Annotated in this window: 1 protein-coding gene; it reads right to left on the bottom strand. The window is 74.3% G+C overall.

The features are described 5' to 3' along the window. Positions 1–8: 8 nt before the first annotated feature. Complete coding sequence (locus tag O7614_RS14445) at positions 9–15,623, bottom strand: type I polyketide synthase (RefSeq protein ID WP_278138963.1); 15,615 nt, start codon at positions 15,621–15,623, stop codon at positions 9–11. Positions 15,624–15,651 lie beyond the last annotated feature (28 nt).

Here is a 15,651-nt window from a genome sequence, read left to right as displayed (position 1 = left end):
TCGGTGGTTCAGCGAGAGGAATCGAGTGCCAGCCGGATGAGGTCGTCCTCATCCAGCCCGTCGAGGTCGGTGCCGTCCGGTTCCCCGGCGGCGGGTTCGGCGTCGTCGCCGTCGGCGAGGCGCAGCAGAGCGTCGAGCAACCCGGCGGCCCGCAGCCGGGCCGGGGAGATCGCGGCGAGCGCCTGCCGGATGCGGGCGTCGTCGTCGACCTCGTCCGGTCCGAACAGCTCGTCGTGCAGGTGCTCGGCGAGGACGAGGGCGCTGGGGTAGTCGAAGACGAGGGTGGTGCTGAGCCGCAGGCCGGTGCTCGTGTTGAGCCGGTTGCGCATCTCGATCGCGGTCGCCGAGTCGAAGCCCAGCTCCCGGAACGCCCGCTCCGGTTCGACGGACTCGGCCGACGGGTGGCCGAGGACTGCGGCGGCCTCCGCCCGTACCGTCTGGAGCAGGGCCCGGTGCCGCTCGCCGTGGGACCTGTCGCGCAGCCGGGTGTAGAGCGCGGACGCCCCCTGTCCGCCGATCGCGGCCTGGTCGGCGTCGCGGATCCGGCGTACCTGCGGCAGTTCGTGCAGCAGCGGCCGGGGCCGGGCCGACTCGTAGGCGGGCGCGAACCGCTGCCAGTCGACGTCGGCGATGGCGACGAAGGTCTCGTCGTGGTCCAGGGTGCGGGCCATGGCGGCGATGGCCAGGTCGGGTGCCATCGCGGCCAGGCCGCGTCGGCGCAACTGCTCGACGATCACGGCGTCGGACATGCCGCCGCCGTCCCACACCCCCCAGGCGATCGAGGTGGCGCGCAGACCACGGGCCCGGCGACGGGCGGCGAGCGCGTCGAGGTACGCGTTGGCCGCCGCGTACGCGCCCTGCCCGCCGCCGCCCCAGACCCCGGCGTTGGACGAGAACAGGACGAACGCGCCGACGTCTCCGACCAGGTCGTCGAGCAGGGCGGCGCCGGCCGCCTTGCCGTTGACCACGTCGGCGAACTCGTCCAGTCCGGTGTCGGCCAGCGGTGCCGAGCGGGCGACGCCGGCGGCGTGGAAGACCGCGGTCAGGTCGGTGATGCCGTCGAGCAGGCCGGTGAGGGCGTCCCGGTCGGCGGTGTCGCAGGCGGCGATGGTCACCCGGGCACCGAGCTGTTCCAACTCGGTACGCAGGTCGCCGGCGCCGGGGGCGTCCGGGCCTCGACGGCTGGTGAGCACCAGGTGCGAGGCGCCGCGTCCGGCCAGCCAGCGGGCCACGTGTGCGCCGATCGCGCCGGTGCCGCCGGTGATCAGCGTGGTGCCGGACGGCGTCCATCCGGTCGAGGGTGTCGGGTTGTCGAGCGGGGCGGGGCGCAGGCGTCGCGCGTGCACGCCGCTGTCGCGTACCGCGATCTGGTCCTCGTCGTCGATGCCGGCGACGGCGGCTTGGAAGCGGGTGAGCGCGGTGTTGTCGAGCCGGGTCGGTAGGTCGATCAGGGCGCCCCAGCGGTCCGGCTGTTCCAGGCCGAGCACCCGGCCGGTGGCCCAGACCTGGGCGGGTCCGGTCAGCGGCGGCGCGTCGGTGGCGGTGACGGTGACCGCGCCGCGGGTGACGATCCGCAGCCGGCCGGGGATCCCGGCGTCGGCCAGGGCCTGGACCAGCAGCACGGTCGCGGTCAGGCACTGTGGGACGGCACCGTCGGTGTCCGGGGCCACGGCCAGCAGGGACAGCACACCGGAGACGGCGGGTTCCGGGCCGGCCGCCGCCCTCAGTTGTGCGGTCAGGGCGGCCCGGTCGGCCGCCGCCGGGTCGACCTCGACGATGACGGCGGTGCCGCCGGCCTGCTCGATCGCGGCGCCGGCGAATTCGGTGACGGTGCGCGCGGTGGCGGTGCTGAGCAGCAGCCAGGTGCCGGTGAGTAGCGCGTCGGGCGGCTCGGGCAGGGCGGTCCAGCCGACGGTGTAGCGCCAGCCGTCGATGGTGCCGCGCTCCGTGCGGGTACGCCGCCAGGCGGTGAGGGCGGGTAGCAGGTCGTCGCCGCCGTTGGTGATCCCGAGCGGGGTGAGGTCGCCGTTCTCGACTGCCTGCCAGAACTCGCTGTCCACCGGGTCCACCGCTGACGTCGGCGGGTCGCCGGCCGGCCAGTAACGCTGGTGTTGGAAGGGGTAGGTGGGCAGGTCGACGGTCCGGGTGGCCGGGATGATCGTGGTCCAGTCGACCGGTGCGCCGTGCACCCACGCCTCGGCCAACGAGCGGACCAGTTGCCCGGGGCCGCCCTCACCTCGGCGCAGCGTTCCCACCGTCGCCACGTCGGCGGTGTCGGCGATCGCCCCGGTCAACACCGGGTGCGCGCTGACCTCCACGAAGATCCGGTGCCCCGCCGCGTAGGCGGCCGCGACCGCCAGATCGAGGCGGACCGGCTGGCGCAGATTGCGGTACCAGTACCCGGCGTCCATCACACCGCCGTCCTCGACTGTCGAGAACACCGGCACCGTCCCGGCCTGCGGTTGCACGCCGTCGAGCAGACGGGACAGCTCCGCCTGCACCGGCTCGACCAGGGGGCAGTGCGACGCGTAGTCGACCTTCACCCGCCTGGCCCGCACCCCGGCCGCCTCAGCGGCCACCAGGAACGGATCCAGGTCCGCACCCGCCACCACGACACTGGTCGGACCGTTGACCACCGCCACACTCACACCCTCGGTCAGCAACGGGGTGACCACGTCCAGACCGGCGTTGACCGAGACCATTCCACCGCTGCCCGCGATCGACAGCAGAGCCTGGCTGCGCAACGCGACCACCTTCGCCGCGTCACCGAGCGACAACACCCCGGCCACACACGCCGCCGCGATCTCCCCCTGCGAATGACCGATCACCGCATCAGGGGTCACCCCCTTGGCCTTCCACACCTCGGCCAACGCGACGTGCACCGCCCACAACACCGGCTGCACCACATCCACCCGCTCCAACGGGTCATCCGAGCGCAACACGTCCAACAGGTTCCAGTCCACCAACGGCGCCAGAGCCGCCGCACACTCCGCGATCCGCGCCGCGAACACCGGCTCCGCATCCAACAACCCGGCCGCCATGCCGACCCACTGCGAACCCTGGCCGGGAAAGACGAACACCACACCGGCCGAACGCGCCACACCGGACACCACAGTGCCCGACGGCAACCCGTCGGCCAACGCCACCAGACCGGACCGGTGGTCCGGGCCGAGCACCACGGCCCGGTGGTCGAAGACAGCACGGGACGCGGCCAGCGAGTGCGACACCTCCCCGGCATCGCCTTCCCACGCCGCGAGGCGCTGCGCCTGAGCGGCGACCGCCTGCGGGCTGCGCCCCGACAGCAACCACGGCACACCCGACTCGGTCACCACCGACTCGACCACCGGTGCGACCGGCGGCTCCTCGATGATCACGTGGGCGTTGGTGCCGGAAACCCCGAACGACGACACCCCCGCCCGTCGGGGGCGCTGCCCCGCCGGCCACGGCCGCGCGTCGACGAGCAGCTCCACCGCGCCGTCGGACCAGTCGACGTGCCCGGTGGGCCGCTCGACGTGGACGGTCCGCGGCATGGTGTCGTGCCGCATCGCCATCAGCATCTTGATGATCCCGGCGACACCGGCGGCGGCCTGGGTATGCCCGATGTTCGACTTGATCGAGCCGAGCCACAGCGGCTGGTCGGCGGGCCGGTCCTGGCCGTAGGTGGCGAGCAGCGCCTGGGCCTCGATCGGATCACCGAGCCGCGTGCCGGTGCCGTGCGCCTCGACCGCGTCCACGTCGGCGGTGGTCAGGCCGGCGTCCGCGAGGGCGGCGCGGATGACGCGTTGCTGCGACGGGCCGTTCGGGGCGGTCAGCCCGTTCGACGCGCCGTCCTGGTTGACAGCGGTGCCGCGCACCACGGCGAGCACCCGGTGACCGTTGCGGACCGCGTCGGAGAGCCGCTCGACAAGCAGCACACCGGCGCCCTCCGCCCAGCCGGTTCCGTCGGCGTCGTCGGAGAAGGACTTGCACCGGCCGTCCGGGGCGAGGCCGCGCTGCCGGGAGAAGTCGACGAACGTACCCGGGGTGGCCATCACCGTCACCCCGCCGGCCAGTGCCATGACGCACTCGCCGTTGCGCAGCGCCCGCACCGCGAGGTGCAGTGCCACCAGGGAGGACGAGCACGCGGTGTCCACGGTGACCGCCGGGCCCTCCAGGCCGAAGGTGTACGCCACCCGGCCCGAGACGACACTGCCGGCGTTACCGACACCCAGCAGACCCTCGACTCCGTCAGCCGAGCCGAGCTGGCTGACGTAGTCGTGGTACATGACCCCAGCGAACACACCCACCTGCGCTCCCCGTACGACCGCCGGGTCGATCCCGGCCCGCTCGAACGCCTCCCAGGAGGTCTCCAACAACAGCCGCTGCTGCGGATCCATGGCGAGGGCCTCCCGGGGCGAGATCCCGAAGAATCCCGCGTCGAAGTCGCCCGCGTCGTAGAGGAAACCGCCCTCCTTGGTGTACGTGGTCCCAGGATTGTCAGGATCGGGATCGAACAACACCCCTACATCCCAGCCCCGGTCAGGGGGGAACTCCCCGATCGCGTCACCGCCGGTGTCGACCAGCTGCCAGAGGTCCTCGGGTGTCGTCACACCTCCGGGGTAGCGGCAGGCCATGCCGACGATCGCGATGGGTTCGTCGGCCGTGACCGCCCTGCTCACACCGGCCGTGGGGCCTTCGTCGCCGCCACCGAGGGCGGTGTTCAGGTGTTCGGCGAGGGCGACTGGGGTCGGGTAGTCGAAGACCAGGGTGGCGGCCAACCGCAGCCCGGTCGCGGCGTTCAGACCGTTGCGCAGCTCGACGGCGGCGAGCGAGTCGAAGCCGAACTCGCTGAACGGGCGGTCGGCGACGACGGCCCGCCCGGAGCCGTGGCCCAGCACACCGGCGACGTGGGTGCGTACCAGATCCAGCAGTTGGTCCCGGCGCGCGCCCGGCGCCAGACCGGCGAGCCGGCGCACCAGTGCGGCGTCTCCGGATGCCCGACCGGCACGTGGCCGGGGGATCGCGCGGACCATGCCGCGCAGGACGCCGGGGACGTGCGACGGTGTCGCCGACGGGTCGAGGCGGACCGGTACGAGCAGGGCCGGACCGTCGGCGCCGGCCTGGTCCAGCGCGGTGAGCGCCGCGTCGGTCGGCAGCGGCAGCACACCGGAGCGGGCCATCCGGTCCAGTTCGGCCGGGGCGAGACCGGCGGCCATGCCGTCCGCCCACGGTCCCCAGGCCAGCGAGGTCGCGGGCAGTCCGGCGGAGCGCCGGTGCGCGGCGAGGGCGTCGAGGAAGGAGTTGGCGGCGGCGTAGTTGCCCTGCCCCGGGCCGCCGAAGACGCCGGCGGCGGAGGAGAACGACACGAACGCGGAGAGGTTCCGGTCCCGGGTGAGGTCGTGCAGGTGCCAGGCGGCGTCGACCTTCGGCCGCAGGACGGCGGCGGTGCGGTCCGGGGTGAGCCGGTCGACCGTACCGTCGTCGAGGACCCCGGCGATGTGCACGACGGCGGTCAGGTCGGGTGCCGCGGCGAGGACGGCCGCGAGGGCGTGCCGGTCGGCCGCGTCGGCGGCCACCACTCTCGCGGTGGCGCCCAGGGCGGCCAGGTCGGCGACCAGCTCGGCCGCGCCCGGCGTGTCCGCGCCCCGGCGGCCCAGCAGGATCAGGTCGGTGCTGCCGTGCTGCGCCACCAGATGCCGGGTGACGATCCCGCCGAGCGCGCCCAGGGCGCCGGTGACCAGCACGGTTCCGGTGCCGAGGGCCGGGCCGTCGCCGGTCGGGCGGTGCGGAACGAGCCGGGGTACGAGGACAGCGGCGCCGCGTACCGCGACCTGGTCCTCCCCTGCCGCGGTGATGGCTGCCAGCCGGGCGTCGTCCGGGTCGGCGCCGGGTTCGACGTCGACCAGCAGGAAGCGGCCGGGGTGCTCGGACTGGGCGCTGCGGATCAGGCCCCAGACCGCGGCGCCCGCCGGGTTCGGAACCGTGTCGTCCGCGACAGCCGCCACCGCGCCGGTGGTGAGGACGAGCAGACGGGTGTCGTCCTGTGCGAGGACGGCCTGCGCGGCGGCGAGTGCCTGCACCGTCAGCGTGTGCGCGGCGGCGGCCTGGTCGCCGGGGATCGGCGGGACGCGCAGCACGGTCAGGTCCGGCGCGGTCGCCTCCACGGGTACCGGGATCGGCGACCAGGTCAGCGTGTGCAGCACCGACGGCGGGGCGTACGGCCGCAGGAGCAGGGACTCCACTGTGACAGTGGGGCGGCCGAGGTCGTCGGTCAGGTCGATCCGGACGGTGTCGGCGGCGGTACGGGTCAGCCGGGCCCGGGCGGCGCTGCCGGTCTGACCGTGCCGGGTGACACCGGTCCAGGAGAACGGCACCTTGGCGTCCCGTCCGGCGTCACCGGTCAGGCCGAGGGCGTGCAGGGCGGCGTCCAGCAGCGCCGGGTGCGCCGCGTACCCGTCGGCGTCACCGTCGAGGGCCAGGTCGGCGTGGATGGTGCCGTCGGTGGCCCGCCAGGCCGCGCGCAACCCCCGGAAGGCGGGACCGTAGTCGAGGCCACGGTCGGCCAGGTCGTGGTAGAGGTCGCCGAGATCGAGGGGGGTCGCCCCGGGTGGGGGCCATTCGCCGGTCGCCGGGGCGGGCTCTGTGGCAGGGCTGACCGTGCCGGTGGCGTGTGCCGCCCACCGCACCCCGTCGGTGGTGGCGTGCACCGCTACGGGTCGCCGTCCGGCGTCGTCGGCCGGGCCGACCCGGACCTGCAACTGCACGCCCCGGTCGCCGGCCACCACCGGGGCGGAGAGGACGAGGTCGTCGACGTGCTCGCAACCGGCCTCGGTGCCGGCCGCGAGGACCAGTTCGAGCAGCGCGGTGCCGGGCACGACGACCGAGCCGGCGATGCGGTGGTCGGCCAGCCAGGGCACCGAGCCGGTGCTCCAGTGGCCGGTGTGCACGCGCTCGTCGTCGCTGCCGGCCAGCGGGACCATCGCGCCGAGCAGCGGGTGACTGCCGGCGCCGGCCTCGCCGACGGCGGCGGCCGGCCAGTAGCGGCGGCGTTGGAAGGGGTAGGTGGGCAGGTCGACCAGTCGCCCGCCGGTCAGGCACGGCGTCCAGTCGACAGCGACGCCGCGCACGAAGACCTGCGCCAGGGCGGTCAGCAACGTGGTCGGCTGGTCCCGGTCAGACCGTTGCACGGGTACGAACACCGCGTCGGAGACACAGTCGGCGCCCATCGCCGAGAGCACCCCGTCCGGGCCGATCTCCACGAACGTGCTCACACCTGCGGCCTCCAAGGTAGCGATGCCGTCGGCAAACCGGACCGCTTCCCGCACGTGCCGCACCCAGTACGCCGCGTCCTGCGACGACGCGACCTGCCCGGTCACGTTCGACACCACCGGGATACGCGGCGAGTCGTAGGCCAGGCTTTCCGCCACCTGCGCGAACTCGGCCAGCATCGGCTCCATCAACACCGAGTGGAACGCGTGACTCACCCGCAACCGCTTCGACTTCTCGAACCGGGCCGCCACGGCCATGACCTCGTCCGCGACGCCGGACAGCACCACCGACCGGGGGCCGTTGATCGCCGCGATGTTCACCCCGCCGGTCAACAGCGGCAACACCTCCGCCTCGGTCGCCCGCACCGCCACCATCACCCCACCGGCCGGCAACGCCTGCATCAGCCGACCCCGGGCCGTCACCAGCCTCGCCGCATCGGGCAGGGACAGCACCCCGGCGACGTGCGCCGCGGCGATCTCACCAATCGAATGCCCCACCAGGAAATCCGGCCTGACACCGAACGACTCCACCAGCCGGAACAACGCCACCTCGACCGCGAACAACGCCGACTGCGTGTACACCGTCTGATCCAGCTCGCCGCCGTCGGCGATCACCTCCCGCACCGGACGATCCAGGTACCGGTCCAACTCGGCGCACGCCGCGTCGAACGCCTCCGCGAACACCGGGAACGACGACGCCAGGTCCAAGCCCATGCCCCGGCGCTGCGAACCCTGACCGGAGAACACGAACGCCGTCCGGCCGGCCACCGGTACACCGGTGACCAGCGCGGGGTCCTGCCGACCGGCGGCGAGGGCTTCCAGGGCTTCGCGACCGAACGCCACCGCCCGATGTGGAAGGCGGGCCCGCCCGGCGAGGGTGTACGCGGCGTCGACCGGGTCCAGGTCGTCGCCGCCGAGCAGCCGGGTGGCCTGCGCGGTCAGCGCTTCCGGGTTGCGGGCGGACAGGACCAGCGGCACGTCGACCCCGCTCAGGCGGGCCGGCTCCTCGCGGGCCGGCTCCTCGGGTGCCGCTTCGAGGATGACGTGCGCGTTGGTGCCGGAGACCCCGAACGAGGAGACCGCCGACCGGCGGGGACGCCCGTCACCGGTCCACTCGCGGGCCTCGGTGAGCAGGGTGACCGAGCCGGCCGACCAGTCGACGTGCGAGGTCGGCTCGTCGGCGTGCAGGGTGCGGGGCATCAGCCCGGCCCGCATCGCCATGACCATCTTGATGATGCCGCCGACCCCGGCGGCGGCCTGGGCGTGCCCCAGGTTCGACTTGACCGAGCCGAGCCACAGTGGCCGGTCGGCGGCGCGGCCCTGCCCGTAGGTGGCGAGCAGCGCCTGCGCCTCGATCGGGTCACCGAGCACGGTGCCGGTGCCGTGGGCCTCCACCACGTCGACGTCGGAGGTGGACAGACCGGCGTCGGCGAGCGCGGCCCGGATCACCCGCTGCTGGGCGGGGCCGTTCGGAGCGGTCAGACCGTTCGACGCGCCGTCGGAGTTGACCGCCGTGCCACGGACCAGCGCGAGCACCGGGTGCCCGTGTCGGCGGGCCGTGGAGAGCCGTTCGACCAGCAGCACGCCGACGCCCTCGGACCAGCCGGTGCCGTCGGCGCCCGCCCCGAACGCCTTGCAGCGCCCGTCGGCGGCGAGCCCACCCTGTCGGGAGAACTCCAGGAACATCGTCGGTGTCGCCATCACCACGGCGCCGCTGGCGACGGCCATCGCGCACTCGCCGTTGCGGATCGCACGAATCGCCAGGTGCAGCGCGACCAGCGACGACGAGCACGCGGTGTCCACGGTGACCGCCGGGCCCTCGAACCCGAACGCGTACGCGAGCCGGCCCGAGATGACACTCGCGGCGGTGCCGGTGAGCAGGTAGCCGGTGCTGGCGTCCCGGCCCTGCAGCAGGGTGTCGTAGCCCTGGGCCGAGGCACCCACGAAGACGCCGACCGGCTCCCCGCGAACCGTCTCCGGGTCGATGCCGGCGCGTTCCAGGGTCTCCCAGGTGGATTCCAGCAGCAGCCGCTGCTGCGGGTCCATGGCCAGGGCCTCGCGCGGTGAGATGCCGAAGAAGTCGGCGTCGAAGTCGGCGGCGTCGTGCAGGAAGCCACCCCGGTCGGTGGCCGAGCCGCCGTCGCTGTCGGTGTCGAAGAGGTCGGCTCGCCACCCCCGGTCCGTCGGGACCGCGCTGATGCCCTCGGCGCCGTCGGCGACCAGCCGCCACAACTCTTCCGGGGTGCTGATGCCCCCCGGGTAGCGGCAGGCCATCGCGACGATCGCGATCGGGTCGTCGTCGTCCCCGGCGGCCTCCGTGGAGGGTGGGGGTGCCTCGGGGATCGCGGCGCCGAGCAGTTCGTCGCGCAGGTGGGCGACGAGCGCGAGCGGGCTGGGGTGGTCGAAGGCGAGGGTCGCGGACAGCCGGAGCCCGGTCACGGCGGTGAGCCGGTTGCGGAGTTCGACGGCGGTCAACGAGTCGAACCCGAGTTCCTTGAAGGCTCGGCCGGCGACGACGTCGGACGGGGCGTGCCCGAGGACCGCGGCGACGTCCGCCACGACGATGTCCAGGAGGATCCGTTCCGCTTCGGCGGGTGCGGTGGCCAGGCGGCGGCGCAGCGCGGTCGCCGGGTCGGCGGGCCCGGCGCTACCGGCCGGGCGGGTGACGCCGCGGACGAGGCCGCGCAGCAGCGGCGGCGGCGTGGCGCCGGCGGAGACGGTACGGGCGAGTCGCACCGGGACGGTCAACGACTCGTCGACGCCGAGCGCCGCGTCGAGCAGTGCCAGTCCTTCGCCGGTGCTGAAGCCGAGCACACCGGTGCGGTCCATGCGCCGCGTGTCAGTGTCGTCCAGCCGCCCGGCCATGCTGGTCGTGGCGGTCCACGGGCCCCAGGCGAGCGAGATCGCCGGCCGGCCCTGCGCGCGCCGGTGCGCGGCGAGCCCGTCCAGGAACGCGTTCGCTGCCGCGTAGTTGGCCTGACCGGCCGCACCGAGCAGCCCGGACAGGGACGAGAAGAGCACGAAGGCGGCGAGCGGCTGGTGCCGGGTGAGGTCGTGCAGGTGCCAGGCCGCGTCGACCTTCGGGCGCAGCACGCCGGTCAGCCGGCCCGGGGTCATCGCGCCGAGCACGCCGTCGTCGAGGACGCCGGCGAGGTGGACGACGGCGGTGAGCGGCCGGTCCGCGGTGCTGGCCGCGATCAGGGCCGCGGCGGCGCTGCGGTCGGCGACGTCACAGGCGGCCACTGTCACGCTCGCACCGAGGTCGCGCAGCTCATCGGCGAGGTCGGTCGCGCCGGGCGCGTCCGGGCCGCGTCGGCCGGCCAGCACCAGGTGCCGAACGCCGTGGGTGGTGACCAGGTGCCGGGCGACGGCGGCACCGATCGCGCCGGTGCCGCCGGTGAGCAGGACGACGCCGTCCGGGTCCAGGGCGTTCGGGACGGTGAGGACCACCTTGCCGACGTGCGCGGCCTGGCTGACGTGCCGGAACGCGGCACCGGCCGAGCGGACGTCCCAGGTGGTCACCGGCAGCGGTCGCAGCGCGCCGGCGTCGAAGAGGTCGACCAGGGCGCGCAGCATCTCCTGGATCCGGTCCGGGCCGGCCTGGATGGTGTCGAAGGCCCGGTAGGTGACGCCGTGCGCCGCGGCGATCGCGGCGGGGTCGCGGACGTCGTTCTTGCCCATCTCGGCGAACCGGCCGCCCGGGGCGAGCAACCGCAGCGAGGCGTCGACGTGCTCGCCGGTCAGCGAGTTGAGCACCACGTCGACCCCACTGTCGCCGGTCGCGGCGCGGAACCGCTCCTCGAACCCGGTGGTCCGGGACGAGGCGATCCGGTCGCCGTCGACACCCAGACCGCGCAGCGTCTCCCACTTGGCCGGGCTGGCCGTGCCGTACACGGTGGCGCCGAGGTGGTGGGCCAGTTGCACGGCGGCCATGCCGACACCGCCGGTGGCGGCGTGCACCAGCAGCGACTCCCCGGCGCGCAGGTCGGTCAGGTCGACCAGGGCGTAGTAGGCGGTGAGGAAGACGATGGGCACGGCGGCGGCCTGCTCGAACGTCCAGCCGGCCGGGATCGGGGTGACCAGCCGGTGGTCGGTGACGGTCACCGGGCCGAACGCGCCGTAGAACATACCCATCACCGCGTCGCCGACCCGCACCCCGTCGACACCGGTCCCGACGGCGGTGACGACGCCGGCGCCCTCGCTGCCGAGTTGGGCGACGTCGGGGTACATGTCCAGGGCGATCAGGACGTCCCGGAAGTTGAGGCCGGTGGCGCGAACCGCGATCCGGACCTGGCCCGGGGCGAGCGGTTCGTCGACCTCGGGGCACGGGACCAGGGTGAGGTTGTCGAGGGTGCCCTTGACCGGCACGTCGAGACGCCATGGCACTCCGGCGGGCGGGACGAGGGCCGGGCCGGTCACGGCGCGGGCCAGCCGTGGGACGAGCAGGCTGCCGTTGCGGGCGGCGAGCTGCGGCTCCCCGGTGGCGAGCGCGGCGGCGAGCGCACCGTCGTCGTCGGGGCAGTCCAGGTCGACCAGGACGAAGCGGTCCGGGTTCTCGGTCTGCGCGGTGCGGACCAGCCCCCAGACCGCGGCGGCGGCCAGGTCGGTGACGTCCCCGTCGGGCGAGGTCGCCACCGCGCCGGAGGTGACGACGGCGAGCCGGGCGTCGGTGTCGGTGGCGTCGCGCAGGAACCGCTGGAGTACGTCGAGCGTGGCGGCCGTCGCGGCGTGCGTCGTGGTCAGCGGGTCGGCACCGGTGGTCGGCGGTCGCCAGATCTGCGTCGGGGCGGTGGTGGTGGCGGGTGCGGTGACCGGTGTCCACGCGAGGCGGTGCAGGGCGTCGGCGACCGGGAGGGTCGTCGCGGTGGGTGGGGCGTACTGCCGCAGCACCAGGGAGCCGACTGTGACGACCGGCTGCCCGGTGGTGTCCCAGACATCCACGGTGACGGTGTCGGTGCCCCGCAGTCGTACCCGGATCGTGTCGGCGCCGACCGCGTGCAGGGTCACCCCGTTCCAGGCGAACGGGACGGCGGCGGGTTCGTCGTCGGTGCCTGTGCAACCGAGGGCGTGCAGGGCGGCGTCGAGGACTGCGGGGTGCAGACCGAAACCGGTGGCGTCGACGCTCTCGGGGGCGCGTACCTCGGCGAACGTCTCCCCCTGCGGGCCGCGCCAGACCGCTTCCAGGCCACGGAACGCGGGCCCGTAGGTCAGGCCGCGCTCGGCCAGCCCGGGGTACAGGTCGGTGATGTCGACGGGCTCGGCCCCCGGCGGCGGCCAGTCGATCAGGGCCGGCGGGACGCCTGCGGTGACGCCGAGGGTGCCGGAGGCGTGCACTGTCCACGTCTCGCCGTCCCCGCTGTGCACGCTCACGGTGCGCCGTCCGTCGCCGTCCGCCGCGTCGACCCGGACCTGCACCTGCACCCCTGCCGGCGGCAGGACGAGCGGGGTAGCCAGGACCAGGTCCTCGACCGTCGGGCAGCCGATCTCGGCGCCCACCGCGAGCACCGCCTCGAGCTGGGCGGTGCCGGGTACGACGAGGTCCCCGGCGACCCGGTGGTCGGCGAGCCACGGGTGCCCGGCGGCGGACCAGTGACCGGTGAAGAGGTGCTCGTCGGCACCGGCCAGCGCCACGGAGGCACCGAGCAGCGGGTGGTCGACACCGGTGAGGCCGAGCCCCCGGGTGTCGCCGACCGTGACGCTGCAGGTGGTCGGCCAGTAGCGTTGCTGCTGGAACGCGTAGGTGGGCAGGTCGACGCGGCGGCCACCGGGGGCCAGTACGGTCCAGTCCACAGCGACGCCCCGCACGTACGCCTCGGCCAGCCCGGTGACCACTGCTGTCACCTCGGGACGCCCCCGGCGCAGCAGGGGCAGGTAGGCGGCCTCGGTGTCGTCGCTCTCCCGGGCCATCGCGGTGAGCACACCGTCCGGGCCGATCTCCAGGAACCGGGTGACGCCCCGGCCGCGCAGCCAGGTGATGCCGTCGGCGAACCGGACCGCCCCGCGCACGTGCCGGACCCAGTAGCCGGCGTCCGGCGTGCCGGCGAGCTGCCCGGTCAGGTTGGACACCACCGGGATGACCGGGTCGTGGTAGGTCAGGGCACTCGCCATCCGGGCGAACTCGGCCAGCATCGGCTCCATCAGCGCCGAGTGGAAGGCATGGCTGACGGTCAACGCCTTGGACTTGTCGAACCGGGCGGCGACGGCCGACACCACGTCGGCGGAGCCGGACAGCACCACCGACCGCGGACCGTTGACCGCGGCGATGTCGACACCGTCGGACAGCAGCGGCAGCACCTCGGCCTCGGTGGCGCGTACCGCCACCATCACCCCACCGGGCGGCAACGCCTGCATCAGCCGGCCCCGCGCCGCCACCAACGTCGCGGCGTCGGCGAGGGACAGCACGCCGGCCACGTGGGCGGCGGCGATCTCGCCGATCGAGTGCCCCACCAGGTAGTCCGGGGTGACCCCGAACGACTCGACCAGACGGAACAGGGCCACCTCGACCGCGAACAGGGCGGCCTGCGTGTAGACGGTCTGGTCCAGGTCCACCCCGTCGGCGATCACCTCCCGCAGTGAACGGTCGAGGTGCGGGTCCAGTTCCACGCAGACCAGGTCGAATGCCTGCGCGTACGCCGGGAACCGCTCGGCGAGGTCGAGGCCCATGCCCCGCCGCTGCGATCCCTGGCCGGAGAAGAGGAACGCGGTGCGGCCCTCCTGGGCCGTGCCGGTGACCACCCCGGCGGTGGTGTTCCCGTCGGCCAGGGCGGCCAGACCCGCCGCGAGGTCGACGCCGGTGACGACCGCCCGGACGGGCAGCGGTGAACGGGTCGCGGCGAGCGAGTGGGCGATGTCGGTGGGGTCGGCTCCGGAGTCGACAGCGAAGGCGCTGAGACGCCCGGCCTGGGCCCGCAGCGCCTGCGGGGTGTGACCGGTGAGCACCCAGACCGGGTCGGTGGCGGCCGGCTCGGGTGCCGTCGCGGCGTCCGGCGCCGGGGCCTCCTCGATGATCGCGTGGGCGTTGGTGCCGCTGATGCCGAACGCGGAGACGGCGGCGCGTCGCGGTCGCTCCCCCGGCGCCCAGCGGCGCTCCGTGGTGAGCAGTTGGACGTTCCCGGCGGTCCAGTCCACGTGTGGGGTGGGCTCGTCGACGTGCAGGGTGCGCGGCATGACACCGGCCCGCAGCGCGAGCACCGTCTTCATCACGCCGCCGACCCCGGCGGCGGCCTGGGTGTGGCCGAGGTTGGACTTGAGCGAGCCGAGCCAGAGTGGTTCGCCGGCCGGGCGGCTCTGACCGTAGGTGGCGAGCAGCGCCTGCGCCTCGATCGGGTCGCCGAGCCGGGTTCCGGTTCCGTGCGCCTCGACCAGGTCGACGTCGGCCGCGGTGAGTCGGGCGTTGGCGAGCGCGGCCCGGATGACGCGTTGCTGGGCGGGCCCGTTGGGGGCGGTGAGACCGTTGGACGCGCCGTCGGAGTTGACCGCCGTGCCCCTGACGACGGCGAGCACCGGGTGGCCGTTGCGGCGGGCGTCGGAGAGCCGTTCCAGCAGGAGCAGACCGGCGCCCTCGGACCAGCCGGTGCCGTCGGCGGCGGCGGCGAACGGCTTGCACCGGCCGTCCGGGGCCAGACCGCGCTGGCGGCTGAACTCGACGAACGCCTCCGGGGTGGCGAGCACCGTGGCACCGCCGGCGAGGGCGAGGGAGCACTCCTGCTGCCGCAGCGACTGGACCGCCAGGTGCAGCGCGACCAGCGAGGCCGAGCAGGCGGTGTCGATGGTGACCGCCGGCCCCTCCAGACCGAACTGGTACGCGATCCGCCCGGAGAGCACGCTGGCCGCGCTGCCGGTCAGCCGGTAGCCCTCGATGCCGTCCTGGGTGTGCCGCTGCAACAGGGTGTCGTAGTCGCGCCCGCTGATCCCGACGAACACGCCGGTCCGGCTGCCCCGAACGTTGTCGGCGGGGATGCCGGCCCGTTCGAACGCCTCCCAGGCGGTCTCCAGCAGCAGCCGCTGCTGCGGGTCCATGGCCAGTGCCTCGCGTGGCGAGATGCCGAACAGCGCCGGGTCGAAGTCGGCCGCCTCGGCGAGGAAACCGCCCTCGCGGGCGTAGCTCTTGCCCTTCGCGTCCGGGTCGGGGTCGTAGAGCCCGTCGACGTCCCACCCACGGTCGGCGGGGAAGTCACCGATCGCGTCACCGCCGGCGCTGACCAGCTCCCACAGCTGCTCCGGGGTGCTGACCCGCCCGGGGTAGCGGCAGGTCATCGCGACGATCGCGACCGGTTCACCGGCCGCCGTCTCCACCTCTTCGAGGCGCCGCTTGCTGCGCCGCAGCTCGGCGGTCATCCACTTGAGATGGTCGAGCAGCTTCTCGTCGTTCGCCATCACACGTACCCCGTTCCCGCTGCGCGGA

The organism is Micromonospora sp. WMMD961, assembly GCF_029626145.1.
Taxonomy (GTDB): Bacteria; Actinomycetota; Actinomycetes; order Mycobacteriales; family Micromonosporaceae; genus Micromonospora.
Note: the sequence above shows the minus strand (reverse complement) of the source record. Positions and strands in the feature narration are given on the sequence as shown.

Excerpts from the sequence above, each read along its gene's own strand:
- O7614_RS14445 (WP_278138963.1), bottom strand. The coding sequence starts at position 15,623 with ATGGCGAACGACGAGAAGCTGCTCGACCATCTCAAGTGGATGACCGCC.